This is a genomic window from Streptomyces sp. SS8, from assembly GCF_054072955.1.
This window is the reverse complement of the sequence record NZ_JBSVCZ010000031.1, coordinates 45,039-60,438: the sequence shown is the minus strand read 5'-3', so window position 1 is coordinate 60,438 and position 15,400 is coordinate 45,039. Positions and strand designations below refer to the sequence as shown.

14 protein-coding genes and 1 riboswitch are annotated in these 15,400 nt (G+C 70.9%); of the genes, 11 read left to right on the top strand and 3 right to left on the bottom strand.

Going from position 1 to position 15,400, the window contains the following annotated elements:
• Positions 1-92 precede the first annotated feature (92 nt).
• From ACW69E_RS24495 to ACW69E_RS24450, 10 genes are all read left to right on the top strand, one after another.
• A complete protein-coding gene (locus tag ACW69E_RS24495; RefSeq protein ID WP_457500460.1) occupies positions 93-701 on the top strand; it encodes a CDP-alcohol phosphatidyltransferase family protein in 609 nt (202 codons plus the stop codon).
• Between the two features lie 115 nt (positions 702-816).
• The gene (locus ACW69E_RS24490) at positions 817-3,312 is read left to right on the top strand and encodes a sugar phosphate nucleotidyltransferase (RefSeq protein WP_457500451.1); all 2,496 of its coding nucleotides are present in this window, start codon (positions 817-819) and stop codon (positions 3,310-3,312) included.
• Between the two features lie 119 nt (positions 3,313-3,431).
• Positions 3,432-4,340 carry a DUF881 domain-containing protein gene (locus ACW69E_RS24485; RefSeq protein ID WP_457500450.1) on the top strand — a complete coding sequence of 303 codons (909 nt, stop codon included), beginning with the start codon at positions 3,432-3,434 and terminating at the stop codon, positions 4,338-4,340.
• Positions 4,337-4,669, top strand: a complete 333-nt coding sequence (locus tag ACW69E_RS24480; protein ID WP_093658545.1) for a small basic family protein — start codon at positions 4,337-4,339, stop codon at positions 4,667-4,669. Before ACW69E_RS24485 ends, ACW69E_RS24480 begins: the two co-directional genes overlap by 4 nt.
• Positions 4,670-4,676: 7 nt before the next feature.
• Positions 4,677-5,513, top strand: a complete 837-nt coding sequence (locus tag ACW69E_RS24475) for a DUF881 domain-containing protein (protein ID WP_457500449.1) — start codon at positions 4,677-4,679, stop codon at positions 5,511-5,513.
• A gap of 123 nt (positions 5,514-5,636) precedes the next feature.
• The gene (locus ACW69E_RS24470; RefSeq protein ID WP_457500459.1) at positions 5,637-6,449 is read left to right on the top strand and encodes an FHA domain-containing protein; all 813 of its coding nucleotides are present in this window, start codon (positions 5,637-5,639) and stop codon (positions 6,447-6,449) included.
• 21 nt (positions 6,450-6,470) lie between these two features.
• Positions 6,471-7,271 carry a transcriptional regulator FtsR gene (gene ftsR / locus ACW69E_RS24465; protein ID WP_457500448.1) on the top strand — a complete coding sequence of 267 codons (801 nt, stop codon included), beginning with the start codon at positions 6,471-6,473 and terminating at the stop codon, positions 7,269-7,271.
• Positions 7,272-7,335: 64 nt separating this feature from the next.
• Entirely contained in the window at positions 7,336-7,809 is a 474-nt protein-coding gene (locus ACW69E_RS24460) for a bifunctional nuclease family protein (protein WP_093658537.1), read from the top strand.
• 184 nt (positions 7,810-7,993) lie between these two features.
• A complete protein-coding gene (locus ACW69E_RS24455) occupies positions 7,994-8,593 on the top strand; it encodes a MerR family transcriptional regulator (protein ID WP_457500447.1) in 600 nt (199 codons plus the stop codon).
• A gap of 97 nt (positions 8,594-8,690) precedes the next feature.
• Entirely contained in the window at positions 8,691-10,145 is a 1,455-nt protein-coding gene (locus ACW69E_RS24450) for a DNA polymerase IV (RefSeq protein WP_457500446.1), read from the top strand.
• On the opposite strand, the gene ACW69E_RS24445 is transcribed toward ACW69E_RS24450, so the two are convergent.
• Positions 10,061-10,438 (bottom strand): PRC-barrel domain-containing protein, encoded by a 378-nt coding sequence (locus ACW69E_RS24445; RefSeq protein WP_457500445.1) that lies wholly within the window; start codon positions 10,436-10,438, stop codon positions 10,061-10,063. The two genes, ACW69E_RS24450 and ACW69E_RS24445, sit on opposite strands and share 85 nt — an antisense overlap.
• Before the next feature lie 159 nt (positions 10,439-10,597).
• A riboswitch (glycine riboswitch) is annotated at positions 10,598-10,695 on the top strand.
• 181 nt (positions 10,696-10,876) lie between these two features.
• Here ACW69E_RS24445 and gcvP point away from each other — a divergent pair.
• Positions 10,877-13,783 (top strand): aminomethyl-transferring glycine dehydrogenase, encoded by a 2,907-nt coding sequence (gene gcvP / locus ACW69E_RS24440; protein ID WP_457500444.1) that lies wholly within the window; start codon positions 10,877-10,879, stop codon positions 13,781-13,783.
• Positions 13,784-13,864: 81 nt separating this feature from the next.
• Here the strand turns inward: gcvP and ACW69E_RS24435 are convergent, their stop codons facing one another.
• Positions 13,865-14,071, bottom strand: coding sequence for a DUF5999 family protein (locus ACW69E_RS24435; RefSeq protein ID WP_457500458.1), 207 nt, complete (start codon positions 14,069-14,071; stop codon positions 13,865-13,867).
• A 318-nt stretch (positions 14,072-14,389) separates the two neighbouring features.
• Positions 14,390-14,980 carry a hypothetical protein gene (locus ACW69E_RS24430; protein ID WP_457500443.1) on the bottom strand — a complete coding sequence of 197 codons (591 nt, stop codon included), beginning with the start codon at positions 14,978-14,980 and terminating at the stop codon, positions 14,390-14,392.
• Positions 14,981-15,400 lie beyond the last annotated feature (420 nt).

Genomic DNA, 15,400 nt, shown 5'->3' with positions numbered 1-15,400 from the left:
GTGCCCCGTTTCCGGGGCCCCCTTCGCCGCTGGCCTCGCCCTGCAGGTAAGGTCAGGAAGCATCGTTGGCACGGACTCACAGGAGGTCTTGGGTGGAGGCCCAGGAGACACGCGTCCAGACGGACCGTGTCCTCACCATCCCCAACATCCTCAGCATGGCGCGGCTCGTAGGGGTTCCGCTCTTCCTGTGGCTGATCCTCTGGCCGGTGTTCGGGGGTCCCAACGCCGACGGCTGGGCGCTGCTCGTACTCGCGCTCAGCGGCGTCAGCGACTACCTGGACGGCAAACTCGCCCGGCGCTGGAACCAGGTCAGCGGCCTCGGCCGCATCCTCGACCCGGCTGCCGACCGGCTGTACGTGCTCTCCACCCTGGTCGGGCTGACATGGCGCGACATCCTCCCGTTCTGGCTCACCGGACTGCTCCTGGCTCGCGAGCTCATGCTGCTGGTGGCCGTCTGGGTCCTCGACCGCCACGGATATGCACCACCGCAGGTCAACTTCCTGGGGAAAGCCGCCACCTTCAACCTGATGTACGCCTTCCCGCTGCTGCTGCTCAGTGACGGAAGCGGATGGCTTCCGTCACTGGCTGCTATTTTCGGATGGGCGTTCGCAGGCTGGGGTACAACCCTGTACTGGTGGGCAGGAATCCTCTATGTGGTTCAAGTCCGCCGACTTGTCAAGGCGGACGCCGCAGCCGACTAGGCCCTGACTCTCGTCGGGGGCTGCGAGACCCGAGTGGCCCTTTAAAGATTCACGGGTCTCTTCGGCCGGGCACAGTCGGCATGTATGTCGTCTCTTCAAGGAGGACGCTTCCGACATGAAGGCCGTCGTAATGGCCGGTGGCGAGGGCACCCGCCTTCGCCCGATGACCGCGAGCATGCCCAAGCCGCTGCTGCCAGTGGCCAACAGGCCCATCATGGAACATGTGCTGCGGCTGCTCAAGCGGCATGGTCTCACCGAGACCGTGGTGACCGTACAGTTCCTGGCCTCCCTGGTCAAGAACTATTTCGGTGACGGCGAGGAGCTCGGGATGGAGCTCACCTACGCCAATGAGGAAAAACCTCTGGGCACCGCAGGCAGTGTCAAGAACGCGGAGGAAGCCCTCAAGGACGACTCGTTCCTGGTCATTTCCGGTGACGCTCTCACCGACTTCGACCTGACCGAACTCATCAATTTCCACCGGGAACGCGGCGCGATGGTGACCGTGTGTCTCACGAGGGTGCCCAACCCGCTCGAGTTCGGTATCACGATCGTCGACGACGACGGGAAGGTCGAGCGTTTCCTGGAGAAGCCCACCTGGGGCCAGGTCTTCTCCGACACCGTGAACACCGGCATCTACGTCATGGAGCCGGAAGTCTTCGACTACGTCGACCCCGATGTCCCCGTGGACTGGTCCGGCGACGTCTTTCCGCAGCTCATGAAGGAGGGCAAGCCGGTCTACGGCTATGTCGCCGAGGGCTACTGGGAGGACGTCGGCACCCACGAGAGCTATGTCAAGGCGCAGGCCGACGTTCTCGAGGGGAAAGTCGACGTCGAGATCGACGGATTCGAGATCTCTCCGGGGGTCTGGATCGCGGAAGGCGCGGAAGTCCATCCCGACGCGGTACTGCGCGGACCGCTGTATGTGGGCGACTACGCCAAGGTGGAAGCCGGCGCAGAACTGCGGGAGCACACGGTCATCGGCTCCAACGTGGTGGTCAAGAGCGGCGCTTTCCTGCACAAGGCCGTCGTTCACGACAATGTCTACATCGGTCCGCAGTCCAACCTCCGTGGATGCGTCATCGGCAAGAACACCGACGTGATGCGGGCCGCCCGGATCGAGGACGGTGCGGTCATCGGTGACGAGTGTCTGGTGGGCGAGGAGTCCATCGTCCAGGGCAACGTCCGGGTCTACCCCTTCAAGACGGTCGAGGCCGGTGCCTTCGTCAACACGTCGGTCATCTGGGAGTCGCGGGGCCAGGCCCATCTGTTCGGCGCCCGCGGTGTCTCCGGCATCCTCAACGTGGAGATCACGCCGGAGCTGGCCGTACGGCTGGCCGGAGCGTACGCCACGACGCTGAAGAAGGGGTCGACGGTCACCACGGCCCGCGACCACTCCCGGGGCGCGCGTGCCCTGAAGCGTGCGGTGATCTCCGCCCTCCAGGCGAGCGCCATTGATGTGCGGGACCTGGAGAACGTGCCGCTGCCGGTGGCCCGGCAGCAGACCGCGAGAGGCAGCGCCGGCGGCATCATGGTCCGTACGACGCCGGGCGTTCCCGACTCCGTCGACATCATGTTCTTCGACGAGCGGGGGGCCGACCTCTCGCAGGCGGGCCAGCGCAAGCTGGACCGCGTCTACGCCCGCCAGGAGTACCGCCGGGCGTTCCCGGGGGAGATCGGAGACCTGAGCTTCCCGGCCAGTGTCTTCGACTCCTACACAGGAACGCTGCTGCGGGCGGTGGACACCACCGGTGTCGCCGAGTCCGGTCTCAAGGTGGTCGTGGACGCCTCCAACGGAAGCGCCGGCCTCGTCCTGCCCAGTCTGCTCGGCCGACTCGGTGTCGACTCGCTGACGATCAACCCGGGGCTGGACGAGGCGCGGCCGACCGAGACGGCCGACACCCGCCGGGCCGGTCTGGTGCGGCTGGGGGAGATCGTGGCGTCGGCCCGGGCGGCCTTCGGCGTCCGGTTCGACCCCGTGGGTGAGAAGATCTCCCTGGTGGACGAGCGCGGCACGATCATCGAGGACCAGCGGGCGCTGCTGGTGATGCTCGACCTGATCGCCGCGGAGCGGCGCAGTGGGAAGGTCGCCCTGCCGGTGACCACGACCCGCATCGCCGAACAGGTGGCCGCCTACCACGGCACTCAGGTGGAGTGGACCACGACCTCGCCGGACGATCTCACCAGGGTCGGAAGGGACGAGGCCACCGTCTTCGGCGGCGACGGCCGGGGCGGGTTCATCGTGCCGGAGTTCAGCAGTGTCTTCGACGGCACGGCGGCTTTCGTGCGCCTGCTCGGACTCGTGGCCCGTACCCAGCTCACCCTCAGCCAGATCGACGCCCGTATCCCGCAGGCCCATGTGCTGCGCCGCGACCTGGCCACCCCCTGGGCGGTCAAGGGCCTGGTCATGCGCCGGGTCGTCGAGGCCGCGGGGGAACGTTTCGTCGACACGACCGACGGCGTACGCGTGGTGGAGTCCGACGGGCGCTGGGTCATGGTGCTGCCGGATCCGGCCGAGGCGGTCACCCATCTGTGGGCCGAGGGGCCTGACGACGCCTCCGCGCAGGCGCTGCTCGACGAGTGGTCGGCTGTGGTCGACAGCGCCGGGCGCTGACGGCCCGATGATTTCCGGGAGCGTGTGAGCCCCGGAACACCGCGGTACCGTACCGCCGAACGGACGCGCCCCGGCGCTGTGGAGGCCCTGTTCGGCGGCACGGTCCTCGGCGTGCGACGATGTGCGGCATGTCGCAGCAGCACCCCGTACGGAGCACACCCTCGAGGCCTGCGCGACCCGACGCCTCCATGTCGCTGCTCACGAATGTGATGGAGCACAGCCTCGACGACGGCTACGCGGAAGCGGCGGCCCGCCGGGGTGCCGAGGGCCGGTCCGGGCTGCCCAGCACGCTGCGTGGGAAGCTCGTCCTGGCCGCAGGACTCGTCCTGGCCGCGCTGGTGGTCACGCTGGGGGCCGCCCAGGCGCGTTTCGAGGCGCCCGCGGAGGCGCGGGAGCGGCAGGAGCTGATCGACCGCATCGAGGACGGCAGCCGGGACGCGGACGGCCTGCAGAGCAGCGTGGACAGCCTCCGTGGGGAGGTCGCGGCCATGCAGCGTGAGGCGCTCCAGGAACACGGCGGCGACCGCGGCGAAGTGGTCGCGCTGCTGGCCGGGGCGGTACCGGTCGAGGGACCGGGGATCAGGCTCGTCGTCGACGACGCCGAGGACTCCGGACCGGGCGAGGGCGGGGGGCCGCGCCGGAGCACCGGCTTCGCCGACACCGGGCGGGTACGGGACAGGGACCTGCAGAGGGTCGTCAACGGGTTGTGGGAGTCGGGAGCCGAGGCGATCTCGGTCAACGGGCAGCGGCTGACGGCCCTGTCCGCCATCCGCGCCGCAGGCGACGCCATACTCGTCGACAACAAACCACTGGTGCCTCCGTACACCCTGCTCGCGGTGGGCGACGGCGAGGACCTGAGCGAAACCTTCCAGGACAGTGACGACGGCCTGTACCTGGAGGTGCTCCAGGACAACTACGGCATCCGCACCGGCATCTCCGTCCAGGACCGGGTGCGGCTGCCGGCCGCGCCCAGCCTCACCGTTCGTACGGCAGAGCCCGTGAAAACAGGAAAGGGCAGCACATCGTGATCGCCGTTCTGGGCCTCATCGTGGGAGTCGTGGCCGGACTCCTGGTCCGTCCCGTGGTGCCGACGGTCGTCGAGCCCTATCTGCCGATCGCCGTCGTGGCGGCGCTGGACGCGGTCTTCGGCGGACTGCGTGCGATGCTGGACGGCATCTTCGACGACAAGGTCTTCGTGGTGTCCTTCCTGTCGAACGTGGTGGTGGCGGCACTGATCGTCTTCCTCGGCGACAAACTCGGCGTCGGTGCGCAGCTGTCGACGGGCGTCGTGGTGGTGCTGGGCATCCGTATCTTCTCCAATGCCGCCGCCATCCGGCGGCATGTGTTCCGGGCGTGAGTGAGCGATGAGCGACGACAGGACGACACCGCCGGGCATGGGCCCGCAGGAGGGACGCGACGGGACCGCCGCGGGGCCGGAGGAGGCCGCGGAGGGCACCGCCCCGGTCAGTGGAACCCCTGCTCCGGACGGACGCGAACGGCTGGTCCGCGGGCTGTGGCCGCCGCGGGTGAACCGCAACCAACTCACCGTGGCGCTGCTGCTGTTCGTCCTCGGGCTGGGGCTCGCCATCCAGGTCCGCTCCACCAGCGAGAACAGTCCGCTGCGCGGTGCGCGGCAGGAGGACCTCGTGCGGATCCTCGACGAGCTCGACAGCCGCACCCAGCGGTTGGAGGAGGAGAAGCGGACGCTGGAGAACCAGAAGTCCGAGCTGGAGAACAGCTCGGACCAGGCGGAGGAGGCGCGTCGGCAGACCGAGGAGAGGGCGCGGCAGCTGGGTGTGCTGGCGGGCACGGTCGCGGCCGAGGGGCCGGGGATCCGGATGACGGTGGACGACGCCGCGGGCACGGTCGAGGCCCACATGCTGCTGGACGCGATCCAGGAACTGCGTGCCGCGGGCGCCGAGGCCATCGAGGTCAACGGTGTACGGGTGGTGACGAGCACCCACTTCACCGACAGCGGCGGCGGCATCAGGGTCGACGGCCGCAAGGTGGCCTCGCCCTACCGTTTCGAGGTCATCGGCGAACCGCAGGACCTCGAGCCGGCGCTCAACATCCCGGGCGGTGTCGTCCAGTCCCTGGAGAAGGAGCAGGCCACCGTGTCCATAACACGTTCAGAGAAGATCGTCGTGGATGCCTTGCGATCGGCGAAGCGGCCTGACTACGCTCAGTCGTCATCGCAGTGAGCCGACGCGTGAAGAAACCGGGGGTCGGCGCGCTTGCCGACCTGCGGGTAAGGGAAACTGTCCGAAGGCCAGGGACGTTGTGAGGGCGTCCGGTTCGGCCACTGTGAGCATCGAGGGTCTGTCCTGCCCCACGGGCGGGTCTGTTTCGTGCGAGGGGAATCGCCCGTGAGTTTTCTTGGGAAGTTGTTCGGTAGTAAGCGTCAGGGTGCCGGGGACGGTGCCCGGCACCGTGCGCCCCGCGGCGGCGAGCCCGCGGCGGAGGGGACGGAACGCCCGCTCTTCCGTGACGAGGTCGCGTCCGGCCACGATTCGAGTGGTCACGGCCCTGTCTCTGTTGACCGGGAAGCATCCGGCCGCATAGGTTCCGAGGCACCATCAGCCTCGAGTACGGGTGGAGGAGCCGACTTGCCGGTCTGTGCCAGGTGCGGGACCCGCGCCGCCGAGGCGAGCCGTTTCTGCTCCAACTGCGGGGCACCGCTGCGGGGAGGTGCCGCACCCGAGCGTTCCTCGGAGACGACCTCCACCATCTCGATCTCGGGTATCGAGGCCTACGACGCGGAGATGACGGGACAGACGGCCCTGCCGTCGCTGTCCCCCGAGGCTCAGGCGGCCGTGGACGCGCTGCCGATGGGCTCGGCGCTGCTGGTGGTGCGCCGGGGGCCGAACTCCGGCAGCCGTTTCCTGCTGGACAGCGAGCTGACGACGGCGGGGCGCCACCCCGAGAGCGACATCTTCCTGGACGACGTGACCGTCTCCCGCCGTCATGTGGAGTTCCGGCGCGGCCCGGACGGCCGGTTCACGGTCGCCGACGTCGGCAGTCTCAACGGCACGTACGTCAACCGCGAGCGGATCGACTCGGTCGTGCTCAACAACGGTGACGAGGTCCAGATCGGGAAGTACAGGCTGGTCTTCTTCGCCAGCCAGCGCACCGTCTGACCCACCGCCCCGGGGGCGTCCATGCTGCAACCACGGTCCGGCGGTGCCCGCAGGGGCACCGCCGGCGCGAAGTCCGCTCCGATGAGCATCGGAGCCGTGCTCAACCTGCTGCGGGACGAGTTCCCCGAGGTGACCATCTCCAAGATCCGCTTCCTGGAGTCCGAGGGGCTGGTGGAGCCGCAGCGGACTCCGTCGGGGTACCGCAAGTTCACCGCGGCGGACGTGGAGCGGCTGAGCCGGGTACTGCGGATGCAGCGCGACCACTATCTGCCGCTGCGGGTCATCAGGGAGTACCTCGACGCGCTCGACCGCGGCGAGGAGGTGGCCCTGCCCGGCCCGGTGAGGCCGTCCGAGGTCATCGATCCGTTCGACTCGCAGGAGGGTGGTCCGGTTTCGGCCGCCGCCCCGCAGGACCGCGATCCGGACGGCTCGGACGGCGCGGACCTCCCCCGCACGGCGCGTGTGGGGCGCGCGGAGCTCCTGGCCGCCGTCGGGGCGGGGGAGGAGCAGCTCGCCGAGTGGGAGTCGTACGGCCTGCTCGGTCCCGGAGGGGACGGCGGGTACGACGCCGAGGCCGTCGTCGTCGCCCGGATCGTCGCGGACCTGGGCCGGTACGGTCTGGAGCCGCGGCATCTGCGGGTGGTGAAGGCCGCCGCGGAGCGGGAGGCCGGGCTGGTGGAGCAGGTCGTGGCACCGCTGCGGCGGCACCGCAATCCGCAGACCAGGGCGCACGCGGAGACGACCGCGCGGGAGCTGGCGACGCTGGCCGTGCGGCTGCACGCGGCCCTGGTGCGGTCGGCGCTGAAGGCGCGGCCGCGCTGACACGGGGCCGGGTCACGGGGTGCCCGACTACCCAAAGGGGGCGCGCACGTCCTAGGGTTGCTGTGTGAACGAGCTCGACGTTGTGGGTGTCCGGGTCGAAATGCCCTCCAACCAGCCGATCGTTCTCCTGCGAGAGGTGGGAGGCGACCGGTACCTTCCCATCTGGATCGGTCCTGGGGAGGCGACAGCGATCGCCTTCGCCCAGCAGGGTATGACGCCCGCCCGCCCGCTGACCCATGACCTGTTCAAGGACGTCCTGGAGGCGGTCGGGCAGGAGCTCACCGCCGTGCGGATCACCGACCTCAGAGAGGGCGTCTTCTACGCCGAGCTGGTCTTCGCCAGCGGTGTGGAGGTGAGCGCCCGCCCGTCCGACGCCATAGCGCTGGCCCTGCGCACCGGGACGCCGATCTACGGCAGCGACGGTGTGCTGGACGACGCCGGGATCGCGATCCCGGACGAGCAGGAGGACGAGGTGGAGAAGTTCCGCGAGTTCCTCGACCAGATTTCCCCGGAGGACTTCGGTACCAGCAACCAGTGAGCGCCGCCCACATCAGACCATTCCGGCACCCATTCCCGCGATGGGGACACGCGAAACCACTCCCTGGGTGATTATCACTCGGCGTGCCGAGTGTGGCGATCGTTGACGCACCCCGAGTGACTGCCTACCGTCGATTGGGCAGGTCCCGGGCATATCCGCGGGACGTGAAGGACGGAGGGTCGGCGTGGGAAGCACCGGCGACAGCAGGGCGGCGGGCGATCCGTATCCGTTGCGCGGATCCTCCATACGGCCCACTGCCCGGTCCGCCCCCACCGCACAGGGCGCAGGGCCCGAGCTGGTCGGCTACCGCGGGCCGACGGCCTGCGCGGCCGCGGGCATCACCTACCGGCAGCTGGACTACTGGGCCCGTACCGGTCTGGTCGAGCCCAGTGTCCGCCCGGCGTACGGCTCGGGCACCCAGCGGCTCTACAGCTTCCGCGACGTGGTCGTACTGAAGATCGTCAAGCGGCTTCTGGACGCCGGGGTGTCGTTGCAGAACATCCGTACCGCCGTGAGGCACCTGCGCTCGCGCGGGATCGGGGACCTGGAGCGGATGACGCTCATGAGCGACGGCGCGACGGTCTACGAGTGCTCATCGCCCGACGAGGTCGTCGACCTCCTCCAGGGCGGTCAGGGGGTCTTCGGGATCGCGGTCGGCGTGGTGTGGCGGGACGTCGAGGCCGCCCTGTCCCGGCTGCACGCCGAGCGGGTCGACACCGGGGAGACCGTCGTCGGGGACAACCCGGCCGACGAACTGGCGCGCCGCCGCAACCGGGCGGGATGACCCGGCGCGACGGCCGGACCACCGGTACCGCCCGGCGGGGCGGGGCAGGCGGACGACGCGGCCGTCCCTGTCGGTGACGTAGGGCAGTATCAAGGGTGTGAGAGGGACACCGACGGTCCTGCATCTGGACATGGACGCCTTCTACGCCGCCGTGGAGCAGGCGGCCAAGCCCAGCCTGCGTGAGAAGCCCGTGATCGTCGGTGGTCTCGGGCCGCGGGGGGTGGTCGCCACCGCCTCCTACGAGGCCCGGGTCTTCGGGGTGCACTCGGCGATGCCGATGGCACAGGCCCGCCGGCTGTGCCCGAACGCCGCTTACCTCACTCCCCGTTTCGGGCTCTACCGCCGGGTCAGCGAGGTGGTGATGGGACTGCTGCGCGAGCTGTCGCCGCTGGTGGAGCCGCTCAGTCTGGACGAGGCGTTCGTGGACCTCCAGGCGGGCGGGGCGGCGGGAGAGGCGGGGCGCTGGTCCGCCGACGCCGCCCGTGCCGTGGGCGAACGGCTGCGCCGGGACATCCGTGCCGCCACCGGGCTCAGCGGCTCGGTGGGGCTGGCCGGGTCCAAGATGCTCGCCAAGATCGCCTCGGAACAGGCCAAACCCGACGGGCTGGTGGTGATCCCGCCGGGCACCGAGCGGGAACTGCTGGCGCCGATGCCGGTGCGCACACTGCCCGGTGTCGGGCCCGCCACCGCCCAGACCCTGCGCCGGGCGGGGATAGCCACCGTCGGCGAGATCGCCGAGGCGGGAGAGGCGGAGCTGGTCCGCCTGCTGGGCCGGGCGCACGGCGGAGCGCTGTACGAGATGGCGCGGGGGATCGACGAACGGCCGGTGGTCGCCGAGCGCGACGCCAAGTCGGTCTCGGTCGAGGACACCTTCGACACCGACCTCACCGACCGCGCCAGGATTCAGGCCGAGATCGCACGGCTCGCCGACCGCTGTGTCGCACGGCTGCGGGCGGCGGGGCGCAGCGGACGCACGGTGGTGGTCAAGATCCGCAGCTACGACTTCTCCACGCTCACCCGCTCCGAGACGCTGCGCGGCCCGACCGACGACCCGGCTGTGGTGAGGGAGGCCGCCGCCCGGCTCGTCGAGGGCGTGGACACCACCGCCGGGGTGAGACTGCTGGGAGTCGGGGTGAGCGGGCTGGCCGACTTCACCCAGGAGGACCTGTTCGCCCAGGCCGGCGCCCGGGCCGCGGGGCTCCCCGGTGCGGACCGGCCGCCGAGCCCCGCTCCGCCTGAGGCGGCGGGCGGACCGGCGGCCGGGAGGGAGACGCGGGAGGTAAGGCACTGGCTGCCCGGCCTGGACATACGGCATGCGCGGTACGGGCCGGGCTGGGTGCAGGGCAGTGGTCTGGGGCGGGTCACGGTGCGGTTCGAGCAGCCCGGGTCGCCGCCGGGCCGGGTGCGCACCTTCGCGGTGGACGACCCGGAGCTGGAGCCCTCCGAGCCGCTGCCGCCGTGGGGTGGTCAGGCCTCGGAGCCCGCGATCCGCCCGAATGTCATGTCCTCGTCGGAGGCGGGTGTGCGGGCGCCGGGCGCCCCCAGCCCGTAGTGGCGGTAGAGCTGCAGTTCCTGCTCGGGGGAGAGGTGGCGGCCCACGCCGAAGTCCGGCGCCTCCTTTACCAGGGAACGCTCGAAGGGCACCTTCAGCGCCCCGTCCGCCACCTCGCTGGGTTCCAGCGGGACGAAGGCGTCGCGGCTGAAGAACCCGGTGCGCACGGCCGCCCACTCGGGGACGCCGGTGGCGTCGTCGAGGTACACCTCGTCCACGGTCCCTATCTTCTGTCCGGTGCTGTCGAACGCCTTGAGGCCTATCAGATCCCGCGGGTCGATGTCGGTCTGCACGGTGGTCCCTCCAACTCCTCGCACGAGAAGGCGCCTGCTCGCGAACAGTCGCCACAAACAACGAAACGGCATATTCGGCGCATCGGCCACTCGGGGAGGCGGGCGGGAACCGCCGCCGGGTCGGTGCCGGCGGGCGCTGGTAGGCTCTGAAGTGGCTGTTGACCCCGAGCGGGAGAGTCCTCCGGCGACAGTGCCGGGGGCGCCGAAGGAGCAAATCCTCCCCGGAATCTCTCAGGCTCACGTACCGCGCGGGTGAGGTCACTCTGGAAAGCAGGGCGGGCCACGACGGACGACGCCGCAGCCCCTCCTCACCGACGGTGAAAACCGGGCCGCGCGCGGACCGGTGAAGCTCTCAGGTCGCGATGACAGAGGGGGAGGCCGTCGGGGCACCCGCGCCGCGGTGCCCCTCGCAGGTCGCGCAGACCAGGAGGCCTCCAGATGACAGCAGACCGCACTCCTCACACCATCTCCCTCGCGGAGCTGGAGCGGGGCACTCCCTTCGAGGAGCGCCACATCGGCCCCGACGCCGGTGAGCGGGCCAAGATGCTCGCCCAGGTCGGCTACGGATCGCTGGACGAGCTGGCGGCCGCCGCCGTACCGGAGGTGATCAGGAGTACCGAGGCGCTGGACCTGCCCGCGGCCCGCAGCGAGGCGGAGGTCCTGGCGGAGCTGCGCTCCCTGGCGGGGCGCAACCAGGTGCTGGACTCCATGATCGGCCTGGGCTACCACGGCACCTTCACTCCGCCGGTCATCCTGCGCAACGTCATGGAGAACCCCGCCTGGTACACGGCCTACACCCCGTACCAGCCGGAGATCTCGCAGGGGCGCCTGGAGGCGCTGCTGAACTTCCAGACCGTGGTCGCGGACCTGACCGGGCTGCCGACCTCGGGGGCCTCGCTGCTGGACGAGGGCACCGCGGCTGCCGAGGCCATGGCGCTGTCCCGGCGGGCCGGCAGGGTCAGGCAGGGTGTCTTCCTGGTCGACGCGGACTGCCTGCCGCAGACCATCGCCGTGATCGAGACCCGCGCCGAGCCCACCGGGGTGGAGGTCGTCGTCGCCGACCTGTCCGGCGGTATCCCCGCCGAGGTCGCCGAGCGGGGTGTCTTCGGCGTGCTGCTGCAGTACCCGGGCGCCTCCGGCGCCGTGCGCGACCTGCGCGCCGTGATCGAGGAGGCGCACGGACTGGGCGCGGTCGTCACCGTCGCAGCCGACCTCCTCGCCCTCACCCTGCTGCCCTCCCCCGGCGAGCTGGGCGCCGACATCGCGGTGGGATCCAGCCAGCGCTTCGGCGTGCCGATGGGCTTCGGCGGGCCGCATGCCGGGTTCATGGCGGTGCGGGAGAAGTTCGCGCGCAACCTGCCCGGCCGCCTGGTGGGCGTCTCGGTGGACGCCGACGGCACCAGGGCCTACCGCCTGGCCCTGCAGACCCGGGAGCAGCACATCCGCCGGGAGAAGGCCACCAGCAACATCTGCACCGCCCAGGTGCTTCTCGCCGTGATGGCCGGGATGTACGCCGTCTACCACGGCCCCGACGGGCTGGCCGCCATCGCCCGCCGCACCCACCGCTACGCCGCCGTCCTCGCCCAGGGGCTGCGCGAGGGCGGAGTGGAGATCGTCCACGACACGTTCTTCGACACCGTCACCGCGCGGGTGCCCGGCCGGGCCGCCGAGGTCGTGGCCGCCGCCCGCGAGGCCGGGGTCAACCTGCGCCTGACCGACGCCGACCATGTCGGCATCGCCTGCGACGAGACCACCGGACGCGAGCAGCTCGCCGCGGTGTGGGGCGCCTTCGGTGTGGAGTCCGGGGCCGCGGACGCCGAGGTGCTGGACGAGGCCGCCGGCGAGGTGCTGCCCGCCGCCCTGCTGCGTACCGACGAGTACCTGACCCATCCGGTCTTCCACCGGCACCGCTCCGAGACGTCGATGCTGCGCTACCTGCGCCGGCTGGCCGACCGGGACTACGCGCTGGACCGCGGCATGATCCCGCTGGGCTCGTGCACCATGAAGCTCAACGCGACCACCGAGATGGAGCCGGTCACCTGGCCGGAGTTCGGCGCACTGCACCCCTTCGCGCCCGCCGAGCAGGCCGAGGGGTACCTGACGCTGATCCGAGAGCTGGAGGAGCGGCTGGCCGAGGTCACCGGTTACGACAAGGTCTCCATCCAGCCCAACGCCGGCTCCCAGGGTGAGCTGGCGGGCCTGCTGGCGGTACGGGCGTACCACCGGGCGAACGGCGAGACGGGCCGTACCGTCTGTCTGATCCCCTCCTCCGCGCACGGCACCAACGCCGCCAGCGCCGTTATGGCCGGGATGAGGGTCGTCGTCGTCAGGACCGGCGAGAACGGCGACGTGGACGTCGAGGACCTGCGGGCCAAGATCGACAAGCACCGCGAGGAGCTGGCGGTGCTCATGGTCACCTACCCCTCCACCCACGGTGTGTTCGAGGAGCACATCACCGACATCTGCGCGGCCGTGCACGAGGCGGGCGGACAGGTCTACGTGGACGGGGCCAACCTCAACGCACTGGTGGGCCTGGCCAAGCCGGGGAAGTTCGGCGCGGACGTCTCCCACCTGAACCTGCACAAGACCTTCTGCATCCCGCACGGCGGCGGCGGCCCGGGCGTCGGCCCGGTGGCCGTCCGCTCTCACCTGGCGCCCTACCTGCCCAACCACCCGCTCCAGCCCGCGGCCGGCCCCGAGACGGGCGTGGGGCCGATCTCGGCGGCGCCCTGGGGCTCGGCCGGCATCCTGCCCATCTCGTGGGCGTACGTGCGTCTGATGGGCGCCGAGGGGCTGCGCCGCGCCACCCAGGTGGCCGTACTCGGAGCCAACTACGTCGCCAAGCGGCTGGAGCCGCACTACCCGGTGCTCTACACCGGTCCGGGCGGCCTGGTGGCGCACGAGTGCATCATCGACGTCCGCCCGCTGACCAAGGCCACCGGCGTCAGCATCGACGACGTGGCCAAGCGGCTGATCGACTACGGTTTCCACGCCCCGACGATGTCCTTCCCCGTGGCGGGGACGCTGATGATCGAGCCCACCGAGAGCGAGGACCTGGCGGAGCTGGACCGCTTCTGCGACGCGATGATCGCGATCCGGGCCGAGATCGAGAAGGTCGCCTCGGGGGAGTGGGAGGCGCAGGACAACCCGCTGCGCAACGCCCCGCACACCGCCGCGCAGCTCGCCGGCGAGTGGGAGCACTCCTACGGGCGCGAGGAGGCGGCGTTCCCGGCCGGTGTCGCGGCGGCCGACAAGTACTGGCCGCCGGTGCGGCGCATCGACGGAGCCTACGGCGACCGCAACCTGGTCTGCTCGTGCCCCCCGGTGGACGAGTACGACGGCTGAGCCTCGACCGGCCGGTGCCGGGTGTTCGCAGGGGCGGCCCCCGCCGCACGGCGGGGGCCGCCCCTGCGGCGCCGTCCGCCGTCAGGCGGCGGTGGTGACGTGTCCGGTGCCGAGCGGCCGGTGCGGTGCGATGACCTGCCCGTCGGGCAGCAGCTCGCCGGTGTCCTCGAAGAGCAGGACACCGTTGCACAGCAGGCTCCAGCCCTGCTCCGGGTGGTGTGCCACGAGATGGGCGGCCTCCCGGTCGGCGGAGTCGGCTGACGGGCAGGGCGGCTGGTGCTGGCACATGGTGGAGTTCTCTCGCTGCGATGTGGTGGTGCTTCGGCTGGATGCGTGGTTCATGACCGCCCCCGTGTCTCCTGGTCGATCCCCCCAGTGTTCTCCCGCGGCCGGAATTCCGCAGGGATTTCGCCGCGGCTGTCCCCACGTTCTGACGACGCACCCCTCCTGAGGACGGTTGCCCGGGCCAGAACCATCCGTTCGGGTGATATCGAAGCCGTGGACGACCGGTATCCGGGAAGCCGGAAACGACAGTGGTGCCCCGCGGTCGGCCGCGGGGCACCACTGTCGCTGTCCGGGCCCGTCACCGGGCCGTGCCGCCGCGGATCAGGCGAGCGTGCCCAGCAGGGGCGGGGGCGCCAGCCGCCGGGTCAGCAGCGGCAGCAGGCTGTCGACGCGGTGCGGCCGGTGCGCCGCGATCCCGGGCGGGGCGGGGGCCAGCGGCACCAGCAGATCCGCCGGGGCGGGTGAGCCGTCGGCGGCGTCGGACTCCGTGTCGCCGTGCAGCCACAGCGTCAGCATGTAGAGCTCCGGTACCGACAGCAGCCGCGGCTGGTACGCCGACGGTACCGTCTCGGCGCGGCGCAGGGCGGTCTCGGCCGAGGCGACGAACGGCCCCTCGCAGAAGTGCGAGAACGTCCAGCCGTCCGCGGTGAGCATCGCGTCGGCTGCGCCCACCACGCCGTGCGCGTCCCGCAGCAGGAAGCGCCAGCCCGCCAGCCTGGTGCGGGGCGGCCCCGCCGACGCGGTGATCCCGTTCAGCACGTGGAGCGGCAGGGAGAGGTCCGGGCGCACCGGGCCCGTCCGGGCCCGGAGGCCGGGAGGAACGGCGTCGCCTCGGAGGCCGGCGGGGGAACCGAGGGCCGCGTGCACACTGCGCAGAGCGGGTGCCGGGGCCGGTTGGACACGCAGGGGCATGGTGGGTCGCCTCTCGATCGGAGACACGGTGGTGCTCGGCTGCTGGCGCGGACGGCGCTGTCGGCGTACGGAAGGGCCCTGGAGAAGGCCGGGAAGAAACCTGGAGGGGAGGGAGACGGCGGATGCGCGCCCGTCGTCGGGTCGCGTCTCAGCCGCTTTCGTGGAGTTTATACGAGAGTTGTTCGGCCGGTGTTTCGGCTAGCTGTCCCGAATGTTACCGGCAAGAGGTCATCCGGACATTTCTCGGCGGTGTTTCATCTGCGATTTTCCGGGAGTCCGACCGCTGACCTGGAAAGCGACTGACTATGCGGTCGTCCGTATCTGTTCGCTATTCCCCGCAGGCGAGGTCCGCGGGCCCGGTGCCGACGGGCGGATGTCGGCGAGCCGAGGGCGGTGAGGTATCCCTGGCGTATGACACGG